22 protein-coding genes are annotated in these 19,806 nt (G+C 70.3%); 15 read left to right on the plus strand and 7 right to left on the minus strand.

Annotated features, from left to right (window positions below):
* The first annotated feature begins 3 nt into the window (after positions 1–3).
* The 3 genes from guaB to V6S02_RS01795 all read left to right on the plus strand — a co-directional run bounded on the left by guaB (position 4) and on the right by V6S02_RS01795 (position 3,265).
* Positions 4–1,503 carry an IMP dehydrogenase gene (gene guaB, locus V6S02_RS01785; protein ID WP_124294181.1) on the plus strand — a complete coding sequence of 500 codons (1,500 nt, stop codon included), beginning with the start codon at positions 4–6 and terminating at the stop codon, positions 1,501–1,503.
* A 195-nt stretch (positions 1,504–1,698) separates the two neighbouring features.
* Positions 1,699–2,541: an endonuclease domain-containing protein gene (locus V6S02_RS01790; protein ID WP_336399634.1), complete on the plus strand. Its 843-nt coding sequence runs from the start codon at positions 1,699–1,701 to the stop codon at positions 2,539–2,541.
* Positions 2,542–2,647: 106 nt separating this feature from the next.
* Complete coding sequence (locus V6S02_RS01795) at positions 2,648–3,265, plus strand: TMEM175 family protein (protein ID WP_336399635.1); 618 nt, start codon at positions 2,648–2,650, stop codon at positions 3,263–3,265.
* On the opposite strand, the gene V6S02_RS01800 is transcribed toward V6S02_RS01795, so the two are convergent.
* Positions 3,240–4,679: a DHA2 family efflux MFS transporter permease subunit gene (locus V6S02_RS01800; RefSeq protein ID WP_336399636.1), complete on the minus strand. Its 1,440-nt coding sequence runs from the start codon at positions 4,677–4,679 to the stop codon at positions 3,240–3,242. The genes V6S02_RS01795 and V6S02_RS01800 overlap by 26 nt on opposite strands.
* A 73-nt stretch (positions 4,680–4,752) precedes the next feature.
* On the opposite strand from V6S02_RS01800, the gene V6S02_RS01805 reads away from it, so the two are divergent.
* From V6S02_RS01805 to V6S02_RS01820, 4 genes are read left to right on the plus strand one after another with little or no spacing between them, the layout of a single operon-like run.
* A complete protein-coding gene (locus V6S02_RS01805; protein WP_336399637.1) occupies positions 4,753–5,388 on the plus strand; it encodes a TetR/AcrR family transcriptional regulator in 636 nt (211 codons plus the stop codon).
* A gap of 30 nt (positions 5,389–5,418) precedes the next feature.
* Entirely contained in the window at positions 5,419–5,697 is a 279-nt protein-coding gene (locus tag V6S02_RS01810) for a DUF2277 domain-containing protein (RefSeq protein WP_336399638.1), read from the plus strand.
* 55 nt (positions 5,698–5,752) lie between these two features.
* On the plus strand, positions 5,753–6,868 hold the full coding sequence (locus V6S02_RS01815; protein WP_336400759.1) for a GuaB3 family IMP dehydrogenase-related protein: 1,116 nt from the start codon (positions 5,753–5,755) through the stop codon (positions 6,866–6,868).
* A complete protein-coding gene (locus tag V6S02_RS01820; RefSeq protein WP_336399639.1) occupies positions 6,868–7,713 on the plus strand; it encodes an SURF1 family cytochrome oxidase biogenesis protein in 846 nt (281 codons plus the stop codon). The genes V6S02_RS01815 and V6S02_RS01820 overlap by 1 nt, the downstream gene beginning before the upstream one ends.
* On the opposite strand, the gene V6S02_RS01825 is transcribed toward V6S02_RS01820, so the two are convergent.
* Positions 7,702–8,580, minus strand: coding sequence for an AraC family transcriptional regulator (locus V6S02_RS01825; protein WP_336399640.1), 879 nt, complete (start codon positions 8,578–8,580; stop codon positions 7,702–7,704). The two genes, V6S02_RS01820 and V6S02_RS01825, sit on opposite strands and share 12 nt — an antisense overlap.
* 86 nt (positions 8,581–8,666) lie before the next feature.
* On the opposite strand from V6S02_RS01825, the gene V6S02_RS01830 reads away from it, so the two are divergent.
* The 6 genes from V6S02_RS01830 (at position 8,667) to V6S02_RS01855 (ending at position 14,271) form a co-directional block, all read left to right on the plus strand.
* Complete coding sequence (locus V6S02_RS01830; protein WP_336399641.1) at positions 8,667–9,458, plus strand: SDR family NAD(P)-dependent oxidoreductase; 792 nt, start codon at positions 8,667–8,669, stop codon at positions 9,456–9,458.
* Positions 9,459–9,530: 72 nt separating this feature from the next.
* Positions 9,531–10,061, plus strand: coding sequence for a DUF3817 domain-containing protein (locus V6S02_RS01835; RefSeq protein WP_124294173.1), 531 nt, complete (start codon positions 9,531–9,533; stop codon positions 10,059–10,061).
* Positions 10,058–11,638, plus strand: coding sequence for a glutamine-hydrolyzing GMP synthase (guaA, locus tag V6S02_RS01840; RefSeq protein ID WP_336399642.1), 1,581 nt, complete (start codon positions 10,058–10,060; stop codon positions 11,636–11,638). The genes V6S02_RS01835 and guaA overlap by 4 nt, the downstream gene beginning before the upstream one ends.
* A 9-nt stretch (positions 11,639–11,647) precedes the next feature.
* On the plus strand, positions 11,648–13,045 hold the full coding sequence (locus V6S02_RS01845; RefSeq protein ID WP_336399643.1) for a glycosyltransferase: 1,398 nt from the start codon (positions 11,648–11,650) through the stop codon (positions 13,043–13,045).
* 57 nt (positions 13,046–13,102) lie between these two features.
* Positions 13,103–13,732, plus strand: a complete 630-nt coding sequence (locus V6S02_RS01850) for a ClpP family protease (RefSeq protein WP_336399644.1) — start codon at positions 13,103–13,105, stop codon at positions 13,730–13,732.
* The gene (locus V6S02_RS01855; protein ID WP_336399645.1) at positions 13,729–14,271 is read left to right on the plus strand and encodes a ClpP family protease; all 543 of its coding nucleotides are present in this window, start codon (positions 13,729–13,731) and stop codon (positions 14,269–14,271) included. Before V6S02_RS01850 ends, V6S02_RS01855 begins: the two co-directional genes overlap by 4 nt.
* A 102-nt stretch (positions 14,272–14,373) precedes the next feature.
* Here V6S02_RS01855 and V6S02_RS01860 read toward each other — a convergent pair whose 3' ends face one another.
* Positions 14,374–15,111, minus strand: a complete 738-nt coding sequence (locus tag V6S02_RS01860) for an MBL fold metallo-hydrolase (RefSeq protein ID WP_336399646.1) — start codon at positions 15,109–15,111, stop codon at positions 14,374–14,376.
* A 110-nt stretch (positions 15,112–15,221) separates the two neighbouring features.
* Between V6S02_RS01860 and V6S02_RS01865 the strand changes: the two genes are divergently transcribed.
* Positions 15,222–15,731 carry a TetR/AcrR family transcriptional regulator gene (locus tag V6S02_RS01865; protein ID WP_336399647.1) on the plus strand — a complete coding sequence of 170 codons (510 nt, stop codon included), beginning with the start codon at positions 15,222–15,224 and terminating at the stop codon, positions 15,729–15,731.
* A gap of 1 nt (position 15,732) precedes the next feature.
* Here the strand turns inward: V6S02_RS01865 and ligD are convergent, their stop codons facing one another.
* From ligD to V6S02_RS01880, 3 genes are all read right to left on the minus strand, one after another.
* Positions 15,733–16,971: a non-homologous end-joining DNA ligase gene (ligD, locus tag V6S02_RS01870; protein WP_336399648.1), complete on the minus strand. Its 1,239-nt coding sequence runs from the start codon at positions 16,969–16,971 to the stop codon at positions 15,733–15,735.
* Positions 16,972–16,996: 25 nt separating this feature from the next.
* Entirely contained in the window at positions 16,997–17,299 is a 303-nt protein-coding gene (locus V6S02_RS01875) for a helix-turn-helix domain-containing protein (RefSeq protein ID WP_124294165.1), read from the minus strand.
* Between the two features lie 99 nt (positions 17,300–17,398).
* On the minus strand, positions 17,399–18,319 hold the full coding sequence (locus V6S02_RS01880) for a Bax inhibitor-1/YccA family protein (protein ID WP_336400760.1): 921 nt from the start codon (positions 18,317–18,319) through the stop codon (positions 17,399–17,401).
* Between the two features lie 122 nt (positions 18,320–18,441).
* On the opposite strand from V6S02_RS01880, the gene V6S02_RS01885 reads away from it, so the two are divergent.
* Entirely contained in the window at positions 18,442–19,494 is a 1,053-nt protein-coding gene (locus V6S02_RS01885; protein ID WP_442927886.1) for a glycerophosphodiester phosphodiesterase family protein, read from the plus strand.
* Here V6S02_RS01885 and V6S02_RS01890 read toward each other — a convergent pair.
* Positions 19,463–19,795 (minus strand): DUF3140 domain-containing protein, encoded by a 333-nt coding sequence (locus V6S02_RS01890; protein ID WP_124294163.1) that lies wholly within the window; start codon positions 19,793–19,795, stop codon positions 19,463–19,465. The two genes, V6S02_RS01885 and V6S02_RS01890, sit on opposite strands and share 32 nt — an antisense overlap.
* Positions 19,796–19,806: the final 11 nt, after the last annotated feature.

Here is a 19,806-nt window from a genome sequence, read left to right on the forward strand (position 1 = left end):
CCCATGGAAAACGATCCCTTCGGCTTCGTCGGTCTCACCTATGACGACGTGCTGCTGCTTCCCGGTCACACCGATGTCATCCCGAGCGAGGCGGACACGTCCTCGCGTGTGACCCGTCGGATCACGGTCGCCACCCCGCTCCTCTCGAGCGCGATGGACACCGTCACCGAAGCCCGCATGGCGATCGCCATCGCGCGTGAGGGCGGGATCGGCATCATCCATCGCAATCTCTCCATCGAGGAGCAGGCGGCGATGGTGGACCGGGTCAAGCGCAGCGAGTCGGGGATGATCTCCGACCCCATCACGACCACTCCCGACGCCACGATCGAAGAGGTCGACGCGCTGTGCGCGAAGTACCGCATCTCGGGGCTCCCGGTCGTCGACGCCGAGGGGCAGCTCGTCGGCATCGTCACCAATCGCGACATGCGCTTCGTCTCGGGCTTCGAGCGTCAGACCACGCTGGTGAAAGATGTGATGACGACCGAGGGGCTCATCACCGCGCGCGTCGGGATCGGCGCGAACGACGTCATCGCCCTCTTCGCGAAGCACCGTGTCGAGAAGCTGCCGCTCATCGACGACGACGGCAAGCTCGCCGGTCTCATCACCATCAAGGACTTCGACAAGAGCGAGAAGTACCCCCTCGCGACCAAGGACGAGCAGGGGCGCCTGCGCGTCGGGGCCGCGATCGGCTTCTTCGGCGACGCGTGGCAGCGTGCCGAGGCGCTTCGCGACAAGGGCGTGGACGTGCTCGTGGTCGACACCGCCAACGGCCAGTCGGCCGGGGTCATCGACATCGTGCGGCGCCTCAAGGCCGACCCGTCGTTCGCGGGCGTCGACGTCATCGGCGGCAACGTCGCGACGCGGGAGGGTGCACAGGCTCTCATCGACGCCGGCGTGGACGCGGTCAAGGTCGGTGTCGGGCCGGGCTCGATCTGCACCACCCGGGTGGTCGCCGGGGTGGGCGTGCCGCAGGTGACGGCGATCTACGAGGCATCCCTCGCCGCCCGCGCGGCGGGCGTGCCGATCATCGCCGACGGCGGCCTGCAGTACTCGGGTGACATCGCCAAGGCGCTCGTCGCCGGAGCCGACACCGTCATGCTCGGTTCGCTCCTCGCCGGCACCGACGAGTCGCCGGGCGAGATCGTCTTCCAGAGCGGGAAGCAGTTCAAGCAGTACCGCGGCATGGGGTCGCTCGGCGCTCTGCAGACGCGCGGCAAGAAGACGTCGTACTCGAAGGACCGCTACTTCCAGGCCGATGTGCCCAACGACGACAAGCTCATCCCCGAGGGGATCGAGGGCCAGGTTCCCTACCGCGGCCCGGTGTCGGCGGTGGCCTACCAGCTCGTCGGCGGCCTCCGGCAGTCGATGTTCTACGTCGGCGCCCGCACGATCGACGAGCTGAAGGCCAAGGGCAAGTTCGTGCGCATCACGTCTGCGGGGCTGAAGGAGTCGCACCCGCACGACGTGCAGATCGTCGTGGAGGCTCCGAACTACAAGCGCTGAGTCGCCGCGGCGCGCCGAGCTGCGGAGAATTCGCGCTTCTTCGGAGCGCTTCGGGCGTTCGGGTCCGAACCGCGCGTGGATCTCCGAAGCACGCGCGCGCCCGTCCTCTTCTGCACACGCCGGGCGTGCGTCGAGCTGTCCACGGAATGCAACGAACCGGCGGATGGATGCCGCGAACGTGGCCACACTGCCGATGTGAACCTCCTGCAGTGGCTCGCCTCCCGTGACGGCATCGCTCATCGCGCTGACATCCTCGCCGCGGGTTTCGCCCTCCCGTCGCTGCAGTCGTTCGTCCGCAGCGGCTTCGGCACTCTCATCCGCCGGGCATGGGTGGCGACATCCGATGCCGACCCCGCTCTCGTTCTTGCGGCCCGCGCCGGCGGGCGGGTGTCATGCGTCTCGCTGGCGAACCGTCGCCAATGGTGGGTGGCTTCCCCTCCTTCCAGGGTGCACCTGCACCTCCCCCCGCATGCCGCTTCGGCCCACCTCACCGGCCCGATCGACGCGACGTTGCACTGGACGAAACCCCTGCTTCCCGCACCGCGATCGTTGTGCGCCGAGGTCGAAGATGCGCTGCAGCACATCGCCGGCTGCCTTCCGAACGACGACGCTCTGGTGCTCTGGGAGTCGGCCGTGCGCGTGGAGAAGCTCGCGCCGGAGTACCTGCGCTCGCTGCCCTGGACCTCGAAGGCGGCGCGCGAACTGGCCGAGGCTGTCACGGGGCTGTCCGACTCCGGGCTCGAGACCCTGCTCGTCGTGCCGCTGCGGCGCTGGGGCGTCAATATTCGACAGCAAGTGTGGCTCGCGGGGCGGCCCGTCGACATCGTCGTGGGCGAGAAGCTCGTCATCCAGCTCGACGGGTGGCAGTTCCATTCTTCGGCCGCGCAGCGCGCGAAGGACATCGCTCACGACGCTGAGCTGCGTCTGCGGGGATACACGGTGCTGCGCTTCGGCTACGCACAGGTCGTGCACGACCGGGAGACGGTGCTCCGTGTCATCCGTCGGGCCATCGCCGCCCGCCTTCACCTCGCCGCGTGAATGAACCTTCTTCGGAGAGGGCCAGCACCTTCGGAGCCTGGACGCACTCGGCTCCGATCCTCGTGCACTTCTCCGAAGTCCAACCGCCCACCGCTAGCCTGGCGAGGTGATCAGGGGGAAGGTCCACCCGGAGGCCACGGTCGGCGCGACGCGCCTGGCCGCCTTCACCGACGGGGTCTTCGCGATCGCGGCGACCCTGCTCGTGCTCGATCTCACCACCCACACCTTCGGCGCGGTCCAGTCCAACGCCGAGCTCTGGGGGGCGCTGGCCGCGATGGTGCCGCAGTTCTTCAACTTCGCTCTCAGCTTCCTGCTGCTGTGCCTGCTGTGGATGACCCACGTGGAGCAGTTCGAGTGGATCGTCCGGGTCGACGGCGTGATGATCTGGCTGAACAACATCCGACTGCTCTTCATCGTCGTCGTCCCCTTCGCCACCGGCCTGACAACCGAGTACTCGACGTACACGGCCGGACGCGTGCTCATGCCGATCACCTTCTTCCTGGCGATCCTCACCAGCTGGTTGCAGTGGTCGTGGGCGGTGCGCCGGCGCGCCGACCTCATGCCCGATCTTTCCGAGGCCGACGCCCGCGCCTATGGCCGCGGCGCACTGAGCGCGGTGATCATCTCCCTGCTGGTGGTGATCATCTCGCCGTGGATCGGCTCGGCGGCCTTCCTGCTGTTCGTCTTCGACGGGCTGCTCACCCGACTGCTGCGGGGACGCTGACGTCGTCGCCGGCCTCGGCGACGTCGATCTCGGCCAGGGCCTCCTCGGTCGCGCTCCGCCCGGCGGGGAGGAACAGCGCCGCCACCGTCGCGATCGCCAGGACCGCTGCGCCGAGGAAGATCGCCGGGCGCGCCGCGGCCACGTACTCGCCGGGAACCAGGGCGCCCCCGGCCCCGACGAACACCGCGGTCATGACCGCTGTGCCGAGGGCGACGCCCAGCTCGCGCACCGTGGAGTTCACCCCCGACGCCTTCGCGTGGTCGACGAGGCCGAGGGTCGCCAGCAGCGCCGTCGCCGACGGGGCGAAGACGAGTCCCATCCCGACGCCCGCCGTGATGAAGGGCGCCACAAGCGTCGCGTACGCCACATCGGATGACATCACCGCGGCGATCCATGCCAGCGCGGCGCCCTGCAGGGCGAGCCCGGTGACGAGCAGGGCGCGCGTGCCGACGCGGGGCGCGATGAACCCCGCGATCGGCGCGACGATCATCGGTGCGAGCGTCCAGGGCGTCGTCTGCAGCGCCGCTTCGAGGGGTGTCGAACCCTGTTCGACCTGGAGGAACTGGATGAGGAGGAACACCGCGCCGAACGTGCCGAAGCTGAACGCGAATCCGACGAGGTTCGTCACCGAGAACGACCGGTCCCGAAAGAGGCGGAGCGGAATGAGGGGCGCCGCCGTGCGCGCCTGCCAGAGGACGAACGCGAGGAGAAGGATGCCACCGAGCGCGAGTTCGCCGATGACGCCGATCGTGTCCCACCCGTCGTCGTTGGCCCGCACGATCGCGTGCACGAGGGCGAGCACGCCGCCCGCGGCGAGGAGCGCGCCAGGGAGGTCGATGCGCGCGCGCACCCCACGGTCGTTCGGGAGAACGAGGAGGGCGAGGGGGATGGCGACGAGGGCGACGGGCACGTTGATCCAGAAGATCGCCTGCCACGACCAACCCTCCATGATCGCCCCGCCCACGAGCGGGCCGACGGCGACGCCGAGCCCTGACACCCCGCCCCAGATGCCGATGGCGAGCGGTCGGCGGGCGGGCGCGACCGCTCCGCTGAGGAGAGCGAGGGAGAGCGGCAGCACGGCGGCCCCGCCGAGGCCCTGAATCGCCCGGGCGACGATGAGCTGGCCCGGGTCGGTGCTGAGAGCGGCCAGCACGGAGCCCAGCCCGAAGACGCCGATGCCGATGGCGAAGACGGTGCGACGGCCGAAGCGGTCGCCGAGGGCCGCGGCGACGAGGATCGCCCCGGCGAACACGAGCGTGTAGGCGTTCACGAACCACTGCAGCTCCTCCACGCTCGCCCCCATCTCGCGGCTCAGCACGGGCAGGGCATTGGTCATGACGAGGTTGTCGAGGGTCGCCATGAACATCGGCAGGGATGCCGCGGCGAGGACGAGCGCGAACGGTCGACGGGACATCGGGACTCCTTGGTTGTAATCGGATGATTACTTGCTGGAGGCCAATGTAGTAATCGACTGATAACATGTCAACATGGCTTCTTCTTCGACGACGACGACGACGTCGCCCGGCCCCGCCCGTCGGATGAGTTCGGACGAGCGCCGCGAGCAGATCGTCGCCGCCGCCATCGCCATCTTCGGGGCGCGCGGCTACGAAGGCACGACCACCGACGACGTCGCGCGCGCGGCCGGTGTCAGCCAGCCCTACGTGGTGCGGCTGTTCGGGTCGAAGGAGAGCCTGTTCCTCGCCGCGCTCGCCGCGTCATCCGATGCCCTCATGTCGGCGTTTCGCCAGGCGCTCGCCGATGAGGCATCCGATCGCGACCTCCCGCAGCGGATCGGCGACGCGTACGTGCAGCTCGTGAGCGTGCGGGGGCTGCACCAGACCCTCTCGCACGCGTGGCTGCTCGGCAGTCATCCGGTGATCGGGCCCGCCGCGCGCACGATCTTCGCCGACGTGTGGCAGTTCTTCCGCGAGGAGGTCGGCTTCTCGGCCGATGAGGCGAGCACGTTCCTCGCCCAGGGGATGCTCATCAACGTCATGATCGGGATGCGGCTGGTCGACAGCTACGACACCGACGCGCGCATCGCAGAGCTGCTGCAGACGTGCTTCCCCTCCAAGCTCCCGCAGATCCTCGACCTCGCCCCCCGCGCCGACGAACCCTGGTGAGCATCGCGAGCCCGGCGTATCGTCGCTCGCATGTGTCGGAACATCCACACCCTCCACAACTTCGCCCCCGCCGCCTCGTCGGACGAGGTGCACGCCGCCGCCCTGCAGTACGTGCGGAAGATCGCCGGGACCACCAAGCCCTCGAAGGCCAACCAGGAGGCCTTCGACCGGGCGGTCGCCGAGATCGCCCACGCCACGCAGCACCTGCTGGACGACCTCGTGACCACCGCGCCCCCGAAGAACCGCGAGGAGGAGGCCGCCAAGGCCCGCGCCCGCGCGGTGGCGTCGGGACGCTACCAGGTCGCCTGAGAAGGACGACGCCCGCGGCCGCGTCAGACCCGCCGGGTAGGCTGGGACGGTGACCATGGAGATGGAGATCGGCCGCGCCAAGCGCGCTCGCCGCGCCTACACGTTCGACGACATCGCCGTGGTCCCCTCCAGGCGGACGAGGAACCCCGAGGATGTCTCGACCGCGTGGTCGATCGACGCCTACCAGTTCGACATCCCGGTGCTGGGTGCCCCGATGGATTCCGTCGTCAGCCCCCGCACGGCCATCATGCTCGGCCAGCTCGGCGGTCTCGGTGTCCTCGATCTCGAGGGCCTGTGGACCCGCTACGACGACCCCGAGCCGCTCCTCGCCGAGATCGCCAGCCTCCCCGATGCCGCCGCCACCCGCCGCATGCAGGAGCTGTACACCGAGCCGATCAAGCCCGAGCTCGTGCGCGACCGGCTCGCCGAGATCCGTGCGGGCGGCGTCACCGTCGCCGGCGCCCTCACTCCGCAGCGCACGGCCGACCTCTACGAGACCGTCGTCGCGGCGGGGGTCGACCTCTTCGTCATCCGCGGCACCACCGTCTCGGCCGAGCACGTCTCGAGCGTCGCTGAGCCGCTGAACCTGAAGAAGTTCATCTACGACCTCGACGTCCCCGTCATCGTCGGCGGCGCGGCGACCTACACCGCCGCGCTCCACCTCATGCGCACCGGTGCCGCGGGGGTGCTCGTCGGCTTCGGCGGGGGAGCGGCCTCGACCACGCGGGCGACCCTCGGCATCCACGCACCGATGGCGACGGCGGTCGCCGACGTGGCGGGCGCGCGGCGCGACTACCTCGACGAGTCGGGTGGACGCTACGTGCACGTCATCGCCGACGGAGGTGTCGGCACCTCCGGCGACATCGTCAAGGCCCTCGCGATGGGCGCCGACGCGGTCATGCTCGGCGTCGCGCTCGCGCGCGCGACCGATGCTCCCGGCGGAGGGTTCCACTGGGGTCCCGAGGCCCACCACGCCAAGCTCCCGCGCGGCCGCCGCGTGAAGGTCGACCAGGTCACCACACTCGAGTCGATCCTCTACGGCCCGGCGCCCGTCGCCGACGGCACCGCGAACCTCATCGGGGCGCTGAAGAAATCCATGGCGACGACCGGCTACTCCGACCTCAAGGAGTTCCAGCGCGTGGAGGTCGTCGTCGCGCCGTACCCGCAGTGATGACCCAGCCCGCCCCACTGCCCCCGCCGGCTCCCACGCAGGAGTTCCCGCCGACGCTGCGCGAGGTGCTGATCCGGCCGCAGTGGATCGCCCTCCTCGCCCTCTCCCTGGTGGTCGCGGGCCTGTTCGCGTGGCTCGGCCAGTGGCAGCTCGGCCGGGCGATCGATACCGCGCCGCTTCCGCCGGGGGCGACCGAGCAGGTCCGACCGCTCGCCGAGGTGAGCGAGCCCGGCGAGTATCTCCCCGAGCCCTTCGTCGGGCAGCGCGTGATGGTGAGCGGCGCATGGGTGCCGGGTGACTTCATCGTCGTCTCCTCCCGGTTCAACGACGGGGTCGAGGGCCTCTGGGTCACCGGCCAGCTACGCGTGGCCGACACCGCCGTCCCCACCTCGATCGCCGTTGCCGTGGGCTGGGCGCCGACACAGGATGCCGCGGAGGCGGCGGCCGAGCGATTGAACGCCGACGCCGCGGCGGCGGGTGCCCCGATCGCGATCGAGGGGCGGCTCATCTCCGACGAGGGCGCGGTGCCGCCGCCGTCGGGCGCGGATCCGCAGACCCTGATCCGGATGTCGCCGGCCGCCCTGCTGTCGCGGTGGAGCGACACCGCGGGGCTGGAGGTCTACCGCTCGTACATCGTCGCCGAGGCGCCCCAGGCGGGTCTCGACGAGATCGTCTCGGCACCGCCGGAGGCGGGGTCGGCGGTGAACTGGCTGAACGTCTTCTACGCCGCCGAGTGGGTCATCTTCGCCGGCTTCGCGTTCTACCTCTGGTACCGCCTGGCCAAGGACGCCTGGGAGAAAGAGGTCGAAGACCTCGAAGACGCCCGCGCCGAGTCATCCGCCTGACGCGCGCTGCATGTCTCTGGTCGGCGGCAGCCGATACGCCGCGCGGTAGTCGCGCGAGAAGTGGGCGGCGCTGAGGTAGCCGACGGCGAAGGCCGCCTGCGACGCCGATCGCCCCTCGGTCAGCATGACACGGCGGGCCTCGCCGAGGCGCAGCCGCTTCAGGTAGCGCATCGGTGTGAGACCCGTGATCTCGCGGAACCGCCGCGTCAACGTCGCGGGGCTGACATGGCAGAGGGCTGCGGCGTCGTCGACCGTCCACGGGCGCGCGAGATCGGCGGCGAAGTGGTCGATCGCGGTGCTGACCGCATCGGCGTGCGCGTGCTCCGCGGCGGCGTGCAGACGCGGCGCTTGATCGCTCTGCAACAGGCGGAGGGTGAGCTCGCGGATGATCAGGGGAAGCAGGACCGGCGCGTCCTCCGGGGTGTCGAGGAGACCGAGGAGACGATCGACGGCGTCGGCGATGCCGGCGGTCACCGTACCCAGGCGCGGCGACGGTGCACTCGTCGCGGCTCCCGGCAGGTGCGCGGCGACCTCGCTGACGATGGTCGGGTCGAGCCGCCAGTTCAGCGAGAGGAAATCGCCGGCGGGGCCGATCTCGATCACCCGGGCGATCACCGGCAGATTCACCGGCGTGATGAGGAAGTGCTCCGGCCCCCACTCCGCTCCCGCACCATCGGCGTCGAGCGACTGCTTGCGGCCGTGAAGCACCATCGCCAGGCATGGCGGGTAGCGAACGAACAGCATCGGCGTCGGCGCGGTGGTGCGCCCGAGCGTGACCCCCAACGCCTCCGCGCGAGCGGTGTCGCGGCCGTGACGACGAGCCTTCTCGGCCGCTCGCTCGAGGGTCGCGGACGTGCGGGTATCCATTCGACCATTCAATCCCAGACGGTTTCCGTCAAGGTCACGACGGTGAGAATCAAGCCGTCCACGTCGTCGAGCGGGAGTCTGAGGACATGACCACTTCCTCCTCCCTTCCCACCCTCCCGCGCGATGAGCGGCTCGCCGACCGAACGGCGATCGTGACCGGATCCTCGAGCGGGATCGGTGAGGCGATCGCCCACGTCCTGGCCGCCTCCGGAGCGCACGTCGTCGTCCACGGCCGGAGCGCCGAGCGCGCCGACGCCGTCGCCGTCGCCATCACCGAGCGCGGGGGGCGAGCGAGCGTCGTCACCGGCGACCTCGCCGAGAGCCCCGACGCCGCGCGGGATTTCGCCGCGCGCGCCGTCGAAGCGCTGGGCGGCCGCGTGGACATCCTGGTCAACAATGCGGGGATCTTCCCCGTCGGCCCGACCGCAGATCTTCCCGATGCGGATGTCGCCGCACTCCTCGCCACCAACATCCGCGTCCCGCACGATCTCGTCGGGGCCCTCGCTCCGGCCATGGCCGAGCGCGGTGCGGGCGCGGTGGTGAACATCACCTCGTGGATGGCGAACGTCGGAACTCCGGCGGTGGGCCTGTACCCCGCGACGAAGGCCGCCCTCGACCACCTGACGAAGGCATGGGCGGCGGAGTACGGTCCGCGCGGGGTGCGTGTGAACGCGGTCGCGCCCGGCGCGACCCTGACTCCCGGCAACGCCGACGCCGCCGAGATCCTCGAGGCCATGACCGCCGGATCCCCGGCGGGTAAGCCCGGCCGACCGATCGACATCGCCTTCGCCGTCCGCTACCTCGCGTCGGACGAGGCGGCGTACCTGCACGGCGCGACGATCGACGTCGACGGGGGCATCGTGGCCGCCCGCGTCTGACTCGGCCCCGCGCCTGGTTCAGCGCCGAGACATCCTGAATCGCCGCTGCGGCCCGGCCGGTAGACTCGGGGCATGCCGCGTGCCCCGAAACTCGCCTCATTTCCGGCGATCCGCGGAGCGCTGACCTTCTACCAGATCTGCTCGATCATCACCGGTGTGGGCCTGCTCCTCCTCGTGGCGGAGATGATCCTGAAGTACACCCCGCTGCACATCGAGCTGTTCGCGGGAGGCTCCGGGGGATTCCTCTGGTTCGCTCCCGTCATCGCCGGCGCCGACTGCCAGTGGTGGTCGCTGTTCCTGCCGGCGACGAACACCTGCGAGATGATCTCCACGGGCGACGGGTTCAACATCTCGCTGTTCATCCTCGTCGCGCACGGCTGGTTCTACGTCGTGTACCTCTTCGCGTGCTTCCGCATCTGGAGCCTCATGCGCTGGCCCTTCCTGCGCTTCATCACCCTCGCCCTCGGCGGCGTCGTGCCGCTGCTGTCGTTCTTCATGGAGGCGCGGGTGGCCCGTGAGGTCCGCCGCTACCTCGCCGAGCGCGAGGCCGCTGCCGCGGCGTCCGCCTCATCCACCGTCCCCGCTTCGGAAGGCACCCGGTGACCGAACAGACCGAGACGTCCCAGCGTCCCGTCCTCGTCGTCGACTTCGGCGCGCAGTACGCCCAGCTGATCGCCCGACGGGTGCGCGAGGCCGGGGTGTACAGCGAGATCGTCCCGCACACCGCCACCCCCGACGAGATCGCCGCGCGCCAGCCCGTCGGCATCATCCTCTCGGGCGGACCGTCGTCGGTCTACGAAGACGGCGCGCCGGCCCTCGACCCGGGCGTGCTCGAGCTCGGGGTGCCGACGCTCGGCATCTGCTACGGCTTCCAGGCGATGGCGAAGGCCCTCGGCGGGGAGGTCGCGCACACCGGCCTGCGCGAGTACGGCGCCACCGACGCCACGATCGTGACCGAGGGAACGCTCCTGGAGGGTCAGCCCGCCGAGCAGAACGTCTGGATGAGCCACGGCGACCAGGTCGCGAAGGCCCCCGAGGGTTTCGACGTGCTCGCCCGCACCGCTGCGACCCCGGTGGCCGCGTTCGCGAACGATGCCCGTCGCCTGTACGGGGTGCAGTGGCATCCCGAGGTCAAGCACACCGACCACGGTCAGGCGGTGCTCGAGAACTTCCTGCACAAGGCCGCGGGGCTCCCGGCCGACTGGAACAGCGGGAACGTGATCGCCGAGCAGGTCGAGAAGATCCGCGCCCAGGTCGGCGACGCCCGCGTCATCTCGGCGCTCTCGGGCGGTGTGGACTCCGCGGTCTCGACCGCGCTCGTCCACCGCGCGGTCGGCGACCAGCTCACGGCGATCTTCGTCGACCACGGGCTGCTGCGGAAGGGCGAGCGCGAGCAGGTCGAGAACGACTACGTCGCCTCCACCGGCGTGCGCCTGATCACCGTCGACGCGCGCGAGCAGTTCCTCGCTGCGCTCGAGGGTGTCTCCGACCCGGAGCAGAAGCGCAAGATCATCGGGCGTGAGTTCATCCGCGCGTTCGAGGCCGCCGAGCGCGACCTCGTCGCCGAGGCCGCCGCCGACGGCGAGCCAATCCGGTTCCTCGTCCAGGGGACGCTGTACCCCGACGTCGTGGAATCCGGCGGCGGGACGGGGGCGGCCAACATCAAGTCGCACCACAACGTCGGGGGCCTTCCCGAAGACCTCCAGTTCGAGCTCGTCGAGCCGCTGCGCACCCTTTTCAAAGACGAGGTCCGCGCCATCGGTCGCGAGCTCGGCCTCCCCGAGGCGATCGTCGCGCGCCAGCCCTTTCCGGGCCCCGGCCTCGGCATCCGGATCGTGGGTGAGGTCACCGCTGACCGTCTCGAGATTCTGCGTGATGCCGACGCCATCGCGCGGGCCGAGCTGACGAAGGCCGGCCTCGACGGCGAGATCTGGCAGTGCCCCGTCGTGCTTCTGGCCGATGTGCGCTCGGTCGGGGTGCAGGGAGACGGCCGCACCTACGGTCACCCGATCGTCCTCCGCCCCGTCTCCTCGGAAGACGCCATGACGGCGGACTGGACGCGGCTGCCGTACGACGTGCTGTCGAAGATCTCCAACCGCATCACCAACGAGGTCCGCGAGGTGAACCGGGTGGTGCTCGATGTCACGTCCAAGCCCCCGGGCACCATCGAGTGGGAGTGAGCTGAGCGGATGACCGTCTTCCCCGACGCCGAGTACGTCATCCTCTCCAGCCGTCTGATCCCCGACCGAGACGGCGGATACACCCTGGCCACCCTCGCGCGGGCGCGCCAGATGGCCGCCGCCGGCGTGCATGGCGGGCGCGGGCCCCTCCTCCTCACCGTCGACCCCGGCACGCCCGAAGAACACGCCCACCACCGCGCCGTCTTCGACGGACGCGACCTCATCGTCGGCGTCGACCGCATGCGGAACCTCTTCGACGAGGCGAGCGGAGCGGATGGCGGTGCCGCCGCGTGGCTGCTCGATGCGGTGCATCCCGGAGACCCCGACCCGGCGCTGGAATACCGCCCGGTGCCCGCGGGTCGCCCGGCGCTGTCGCTGCCCGTCATCCCCGACGACCCCGACTGGCACATCACCTCGGCCCCGATCGCCGTGCACGGCACCGACGGGCGGGTGCGCGGCATCCTCTCCGGGTTCGGCGCGCTCTACCGCGCATGGCTCGAACACGTGACGGCGGAGCTCCGAGCGGATGACCCGACACGGCCGGTGATCGTCGTGTGCGAGTCGCGGCAGCTCGGCGAGCTTCTCGCCGGGTGGGAGGACCCCGATGTGCGGCTGCTGCACTCGATCCACACGGTGCACATGGAGCCGCCTTACACCCTCGACGCCGAGACGAACGCCCTGTGGGAGAGGTGGTTCAGCGTCGCCGAGCGGTTCGATGCGGTGCTCTGGCCGACCGCGGCGCAGCGTGACGCCATCCAGGAGCGCTTCGGCGCGTCGGACGTCCACATCGTCGTGCCGAACGGGGTCCCCGCCGCATCCGCCGTCGCGCCGCTCGCCGGCCGCGACCCGCACCAGGTCGTGATGCTCAACCGGCTGGCGTTCCAGAAGCGGGTCGACCACGCCGTACGGGCGTTCGCCGGCGTCATCAAGGTGCTTCCCGAGGCGCGGCTCGACATCTTCGGCGACGGGCCGCTGCGCGCAGAGGTGCAGGCGCTCATCGACGAGCTGGGCGTCGGATCCCATGTGGTGCTGCGTGGACCGACGGATGACCCGGGGCGTGTGCTCGACGAGGCCGCCGTCTTCCTCTCCACCTCCCGGCACGAGGGGCAGGGGCTCTCGCTGGCGGAGGCCCTGGTGCGCGGATGCCCGGTCGTGGCCTACGACGCGCCCTTCGGGCCCGCCGAAGCGCTCGCCGGCGGTGGGGGACTGCTCGTGCCCAACGGTGACATCGAGGCGATGACGCAGGCACTCGTGTGGGTGCTCACCGACCTCGACCTGCGGCACCGGCTCTCCGTCGAGGCGGTGGAGGCGGCGCGTCGCATCGAGCCCGAGCACGTGATGTCGGCGCTCGCCGGTTCGGTGCGCGATGTGCTGGCCAAGCCCTCGCGGCGCTCTGCCGTGAGCTGATCCGCTGATGGCCGCGCGCGCGGCCGCGACCGCGGCATCCGTCGCACGATGAGATGCATGTCAGACACACCCCGCCCTTCGGCGTTCGGGCCCGAGACCCGACGTGAACTGTTCCACCATCGCGTGCTCGTGCTCGACGGCGCACTCGACGACGACAACGGCACCCTCCTCACCACCCAGCTGCTGACGCTGGCCGCCGAGGACGAGGCCGCCGACATCGCCCTGTGGATCCACTCGCCCGGCGGATCGGTGCCGGCGATGCTCGCCATCCGCGACGTGATGCGCCTGATCCCGAACGACGTCGCCACCCTCGCCCTCGGCATGGCCGCCAGCGCCGGCCAATTCCTGCTGTCGGCGGGGACGAAGGGGAAGCGCCGCGCACTCCCGCACGCGCGGGTGCTCATGCACCAGGGTTCAGCCGGCATCGGCGGGTCGGCGGTCGAGGTGGAGATGCAGGCCGACGACCTCCGCCACACCCGCGACACCGTCCTCGCCCTCATCGCCGACGACACCGGTCAGCCCGTGGACCGCGTCTTCGACGACTCGCTCCGCGACCGCTGGTACACCGCAGTCGAGGCGAAGGCCTACGGCTTCATCGATGGGATCGTCGACGGCTTCGACCAGGTCGTGCCGCGCCGGCGGCGGCCGGCCGGCCTCGGTATCGGCGCATCGGAGGTGGCGGCGTGAGCGGGTACACGATCCCGAACGTGGTGGCGCAGCATCCCCGGGGTGATCGCATCATGGATGTCTACTCGCACCTTCTCGCAGAACGCGTGGTCTACCTCGGCACCGCCATCGACGCGGGCGTCGCGAACGCCCTCATCGCTCAGCTGCTGCACCTGGATGCCGACAGCCCCGAACGCGACATCCAGCTCTACATCAACTGCGAGGGCGGCGACCCCGCGGCGATGCTCGCCATCTACGACACGATGCAGCACGTGCGGCCTGATGTCGCGACGACCGTCGCCGCCGGCAAGCGGGCCGTGCTGCCGCACGCGCGCGTCGTGCTGCACCAGCCGGCGGGACAGGGCCGAGGAGCGATCCCCGACCTCATCCTGCAGGCGGATGAATTGGTGCGCGTGCGCGGGGAGGTGGAGGAGATCCTCGCCCGGCACACCGGCGTCGACGCGACGAAGCTGCGCGTCGACACCGACCGCGATCGGGTGTTCACCGCCGCCGCGGCCGTCGAGTACGGCCTCGCCGACACCGTTCTCACCCGGGCTTGAGCCACCCCGTGTCCCCCAACTCCTGCGTTTCGCGCCGTCGGGCGCCGGTTTCCGGTCGCTGAGCTGCCCCGGGCGCCGAAGTGCAGGAGTTAGGGACCGGCCTCACCCCGCGAATCCGGGGAGTGAGGCCGACGCCGCCGCCCGCACCGCGGCCACCGCGTCGGTCGGCCGGCCGCGCCAGGGCGCGCCGTGGCCGGGGAGGATCCACTCGACGTCGAGCCCGGAGAGCCGGTCGAGCGAGGCGAGCGCCTCGGCCGGCTCGTCGGTGAAGGGCGCCGGCTGCGGCCCGACCTCGCCGGTGAGCACCGAGCGGGTGGTGAGGGCGTCTCCGACGAACGCCGCCCGCACCGCGGGGACGTGCACCGCGATGCTTCCGGGCGAGTGGCCGGGGAGTGCGACGATCTGCGGATCGCCGGGGAAGGGCAGCACCTGCCCGTCTTCGATCTCGATGACCTCGGTGAGGTGTCGGGTACGTGCCCCGCCCTTGCGCGCCGCATAGGCGAAGAAGCCGACCAGCGCGCCGAGCCGCTTGCGTCCCATCGGCGTCGGCGGCTTCGAGCCGCCCTTCGCCCGCTCGGCGTCGGCGGCGTGGATGTAGACGGGCACACCGTGCTCGCTGCGCAGCCGCTCGGCGAAGCCAAGGTGGTCGCTGTCGCCGTGCGTGAGGATGACCCCTCGGATGTCGCTGAGCTCCCGTCCCATCGCACGCAGCTCGCGGAGGAGGTCTCGCCAGTGCCCGGGGAGTCCGGCGTCGATGAGGGTGATGCCGTCGGCGGTCTCGACGAGATACGCCGCGACGATGTCGTTGCCGATGCGGTGGAGCTGGGGTGCGAGTCGCATTGCCGTCTTCTCTCTGCGTGGGTTACGATGGCTACGATACATAGCCTTCATGGCTAACGTCAATAGCTCTTCGTTATTCCACGCCCCCTCGCCTTCGATGGAGACACGCGATGCCCACCCCTGAGCGCACCACCCTCCCGGCGATCGTCGCCACCGCCCGCGATCTGCTCGAGAAGAACGGGCTCGCGGGCGTCACCATGCAGGCTGTGGCCGAGCGTGTGGGGGTCCGCGCGCCCTCTCTCTACAAGCGGGTGGAGGGCCGCGACGAGCTTCTGCGCCTCGTAGCAGAGGATGCGGCATCCGATCTCTCCCGCCGCTTCGCCGCGACCGACGGAAGCGTCGCCGAGCTCGCCCATGCGTACCGGGCGTTCGCGCGAGCGAATCCGGCGAGCTTCCGCCTGCTGCTCGACTCGGAGTCGGCGGCGGGAGCGTTCCGCGACGTCGCCGACCCCATCCTCGAGGCGACGAAGAGTCTCGATGCCGCGCGCGTGGTCACGGCGTGGGCGACGGGTTTCCTCACCATGGAGCTGGCCGGAGCCTTCCGCCTGGGCGGTGATCTCGACGAGGCCTACGCGTACGGACTCGACACCATCGTCGCGGGGCTCCAGCGGCCGACGTGATCTACCGCTCGGCCTTCGGCCAGACCTTTCCGGCCCACGGGTCGTAGTCGGCGATGAGGTCCTCCTGCGGGGGCCGCTCGCCCTCGGCGACATGCTGCAGGTTCACCCGAACCCGGTACCAGAGGGAGGATGATCCGCGCATGCCGTCGATCATGACGTCGGCCGGATGCAGCTGCGCGGCGACGCCGGAGTGGTGCGCCTTCCACGTCTCCAGCGCCTCCACCGCCTCGGGTTTGGTCTTGGTGCGGGCGACCTCGATGAGCGGCATCGTCGATTGGCGGCGTCCGGATCCGTCACCGCCGCGGGGCGGTTTCTCGGCAGGGCCGAGCTCATCGGCCAGCCGCAGCAGTCCGTCGAGCGACCCGACGGCCTCATCGATGCCGGCGTGCGGGTCGCCGATCTCGGCGTACCGGGTGATCATCGTCGGCACGGTGAACGTCTCGGGAAGAGCGGTGCGCACTTCGTCCCACGACAGCGGTGCCGACACCCGGGCGTCGGGCCGGGGCCTCACCGAATACGCCGAGGCGACGGTGCGGTCCTTGGCGTTCTGATTGAAGTCGACGAAGACGCTCTCGCCCCGCTCCTCCTTCCACCACCGCGCCGTCGCGAGGCCGGGTGCGCGGTTCTCGACCTCGCGGGCGAGGGTCTCGGCCGCGAGGCGCACCTGCTTGTAGTCCCACTCCGGGGCGATACGGACGAGGATGTGCAGGCCCCGCGACCCGCTCGTCTTGGGCCAGCCCACGAGCCCCACGTCGTCGAGCACCTCGCGGGCGACGAGGGCGACGTCGACGATCTGCGACCACTCGACGCCCGGCATCGGGTCGAGGTCGATCCGCAGCTCGTCGGGGTGGTCGAGGTCTTCCGCGCGCACGGGGTGCGGGTTCAGGTCGAGGCATCCGAGGTTGACGATCCACGCGAGCCCGGCGGGGTTTCGGATGACGGCCTCTTCGGCGGACGTGCCCGACGCGTAGTGCAGCGTGGCGGTGTCGATGAACGCGGGGTGGTTCTCGGGCACGCGCTTCTGGAAGAACGGTTCGGCGTCGATGCCGCGCGGGAAGCGCTTGAGCACCATCGGGCGCCCGCCCGCCCCACGGAGGGCTCCGTCGGCGACGGCGAGGTAGTACTCGACGAGGTCGAGCTTGGTGATCCCGGGCTCGGGGAAGACGACCTTGTCGGGGCTGGAGATCCGCACCTCCTCGCCGTCGACGTCGAGGATCGCGGGCGGTGTCTTCGCGGCCATGCGGCCCACCGTACCCGGGCGCGGTTCAGGCGGCGAGGGCGAATGCGCCGCGGATGCTCGTGGTACGCACGCTCTGGACGCTCCGCAGATCGTCGGCGACGCCGAGCGTCAGGTCGACCAGAGTGGTGTCGAGCGCGCCGGCGATGGCGGCGATCATCTCGCTCGAGGGCTCTTTGCGGCCGCGTTCGACCTCGGAGAGGTACTGCGGCGACACGCCCGCGCGATCGGCGGTGTCGGTGAGGCGCTCGCCGCGCTCGTGGCGCAGGCGCCGCAGGCGCTCGCCGAGGGCGTCGCGCCAGAGTGGTTCGGGCGGGAGACGGTCGGTCATGAAGCGAGGCTAAAGAGCGGATGCCGCGCTGCGCCACGCGTTCTGCTCACAGCAGAACGGCCGGCCCGAAACCGGGCCGGCCGTTCGAGACGCGAGAGATTACTCGCTGCCGCGAAGGATCGCGAGGATGCGGAGGATCTCGATGTAGAGCCAGACGACGGTGACCATGATGCCGAAGGCGCTCAGCCAGCCGTACTGACGCGGGGCGCCGTTGCGGACACCCTGCTGCACCTGGTCGAAGTCGAGCACTAGCGAGTACGCGGCCATCAGAACCACGACGATGCCGATGATGACGCCGAGCGGGATGCCGAAGATCTGGATGTCGCTGCGCAGGCCGAACGCGCTGTCGGTGGCACCGAACAGCATGAAGCCGACGTTGACCAGCGAGAAGACCAGGTAGCCGACCATCGCGATCAGGAAGATCTTGGTCGCACGGGCAGAGGCGCGGATCTTGCCGCTGGCGAAGAGGGCGAGAGTCACACCAACCACCACCAGGGTGGCGAGCGTCGCCTGCAGGACGATGCCGGGGTACATCACCTCGAAGAATGCCGAGATGCCACCGACGAAGAGTCCCTCGGCCGCGGCATACCCGAAGATCAGCGCGGGGCGGACCTTCTTGCGCGAGGTGAAGATGATCACGAGCGCCAGGACGAAGCCGGCAAGGCCGCCGACGATCATCGGCAGCGCCGAGACGTTCGGGGTCGTCGGCACGAGGCCGCCGAGCGTCCAGACCCAGCCGACGGCGGCGGTGGCGACCAAGACCGCGAAGAGCACCGCCGTCTTGACGACGGTGTCCTCGATCGTCATTCGGCCGGTCTCGGCCGAGCCGGCGGGCGGGCCGGCGAAGGCGCCCTCCATCTGGGCCTGTGCGGCGAGGTCGACGCCACCGCGCGAGGCGGACCCTGCGGCGGCGGCGGGCGGCGGAGTCAGGCTTGCTGCACGCGCACCGCCCGGGTATGACTGCACGGCGCGAGGGTCCTGAAACGCCGGGTTGTTGAATGCGGGGTTGTTGAGGGCCACTGCTCTCACACTCCAAAGTATTCGGGCCACAGCGGTGTGCTGTGAATCAACGATATCGGACCCTGTCCGATTCCCGGCAGGCGGCCTGCTGTGAAGGGACTTTGAGCGTCTAGCCTGAAATCGTGCGCCGCCCCCTCGTCATCGGCCACCGGGGCGCCCCCGGCTATCGCCCCGAGCACTCGCGCTCCTCGTACACCCTCGCCCTCGAGATGGGCGTCGACGCGGTGGAGCCCGACGTCGTGCTGTCGAAGGACGGCGTGCTGGTCGTGCGTCACGAGAACGAGATCTCCGGAACGACGGATGTCGCGACGCGACCCGAATTCGCCGATCGTCGCACCACGAAGGAGGTCGACGGGGTCGCCCTGACCGGCTGGTTCACCGAGGACTTCACCTGGGAGGAGCTCGCCACGCTCAGGTGCCGCGAGCGCCTTCCCGAGGTCCGCCCGACGAGTGCGACCTTCGACGGTCGGCAGCCGGTGCTGCGCCTCATCGACGTGCTCGACCTCGTGCGCGATGCGTCGCTCGCCCAGGGGCGTGAGATCGGCGTCGTGCTGGAGATCAAGCACGCCACCTTCATGGCCTCGCTCGGCTTCGACCTCGCCGCCATCGTCCACGACGAGCTGCGCGCTGCCGGGTGGGCGGCGGGGGAGTGGCCGCTCATCGTGGAGTCGTTCGAGTCCGGCATCCTCTTCGCCCTGCAGGAGCGCGGGCTCCCCGCCCGGTATGTCTACCTGCTCGAGGCGGCGGGCAAGCCCTTCGACCTGGTGGTCGCGCACGGCGACGACGCTCCGACCTACCCGTCGATCGCCCACCCCGCCGGGCTCGATCGCCTGATCGGGCGCGTCGACGGCATCAGCGTGGATAAACGGATGCTGCTCGCCCCCGACCGCCTGGGCCGAGCCACCGACCGCTCGCGCATCGTCGCCGACGCGCACGCGCGCGGACTCCAGGTCTTCACCTGGACGTGCCGGCCCGAGAACCCGTTCCTCGTCAAGGAGTTCCGGCGACCCGGCGGCAAGGCCGCCTTCGGTGACTACGAGGCGGAGTGGGCCCTGATCAGAGACGGTGCGAACGGCGAGGGGGGCGTCGACGGCGTGTTCGTCGACCACGCCGACCTCGGTGTCGAGTTCTTCCGGGACGGCCTCACTTCTTCGGATCGTGGCCCCAGTTCATGAGCGAGTAGCGCCAGGGAGTGTCGGTCACATCGCCGCTCGGACGCTGCGATGAATGCCGTGAGACGTACCCCGACACCTTCTTCATGTGCGCGTAGTCGCTGTCGGTGAGATCGGCCTTCTTCTTCCGAAGAATGGTCACGATCCGCCGCCCCGAGGCGTGCCCCGTCGATTCGCCGCCGCCGTCCTTCTGCCCGACGTCCTTCGACTCGTCGGTGTCGAGCCAGTCCTCCAGCTCCTTCGGTGTCATGTTCACGGCCTCGGCGAAGTCATCCGCGATCTTCTTCTGCTCGTCGTCATCCATGGCGCGATTGT

Origin of the sequence: Microbacterium sp. CCNWLW134 (genome assembly GCF_037083565.1) — a bacterium.
In the GTDB taxonomy this organism is placed as follows: domain Bacteria; phylum Actinomycetota; class Actinomycetes; order Actinomycetales; family Microbacteriaceae; genus Microbacterium.

Coding starts and splice junctions, on each gene's coding strand:
- ligD (WP_336399648.1), bottom strand. CDS start 16,971: ATGGCCGCGAAGACACCGCCCGCGATCCTCGACGTCGACGGCGAGGAG.
- V6S02_RS01815 (WP_336400759.1), top strand. CDS start 5,753: ATGGAGATGGAGATCGGCCGCGCCAAGCGCGCTCGCCGCGCCTACACG.
- V6S02_RS01865 (WP_336399647.1), top strand. CDS start 15,222: ATGCCCACCCCTGAGCGCACCACCCTCCCGGCGATCGTCGCCACCGCC.
- V6S02_RS01850 (WP_336399644.1), top strand. CDS start 13,103: ATGTCAGACACACCCCGCCCTTCGGCGTTCGGGCCCGAGACCCGACGT.
- V6S02_RS01820 (WP_336399639.1), top strand. CDS start 6,868: ATGACCCAGCCCGCCCCACTGCCCCCGCCGGCTCCCACGCAGGAGTTC.
- V6S02_RS01875 (WP_124294165.1), bottom strand. CDS start 17,299: ATGACCGACCGTCTCCCGCCCGAACCACTCTGGCGCGACGCCCTCGGC.
- V6S02_RS01860 (WP_336399646.1), bottom strand. CDS start 15,111: ATGCGACTCGCACCCCAGCTCCACCGCATCGGCAACGACATCGTCGCG.
- guaB (WP_124294181.1), top strand. CDS start 4: ATGGAAAACGATCCCTTCGGCTTCGTCGGTCTCACCTATGACGACGTG.
- V6S02_RS01825 (WP_336399640.1), bottom strand. CDS start 8,580: ATGGATACCCGCACGTCCGCGACCCTCGAGCGAGCGGCCGAGAAGGCT.
- V6S02_RS01890 (WP_124294163.1), bottom strand. CDS start 19,795: ATGGATGACGACGAGCAGAAGAAGATCGCGGATGACTTCGCCGAGGCC.
- V6S02_RS01805 (WP_336399637.1), top strand. CDS start 4,753: ATGGCTTCTTCTTCGACGACGACGACGACGTCGCCCGGCCCCGCCCGT.
- V6S02_RS01800 (WP_336399636.1), bottom strand. CDS start 4,679: ATGTCCCGTCGACCGTTCGCGCTCGTCCTCGCCGCGGCATCCCTGCCG.
- V6S02_RS01830 (WP_336399641.1), top strand. CDS start 8,667: ATGACCACTTCCTCCTCCCTTCCCACCCTCCCGCGCGATGAGCGGCTC.
- V6S02_RS01845 (WP_336399643.1), top strand. CDS start 11,648: ATGACCGTCTTCCCCGACGCCGAGTACGTCATCCTCTCCAGCCGTCTG.
- V6S02_RS01835 (WP_124294173.1), top strand. CDS start 9,531: ATGCCGCGTGCCCCGAAACTCGCCTCATTTCCGGCGATCCGCGGAGCG.
- V6S02_RS01810 (WP_336399638.1), top strand. CDS start 5,419: ATGTGTCGGAACATCCACACCCTCCACAACTTCGCCCCCGCCGCCTCG.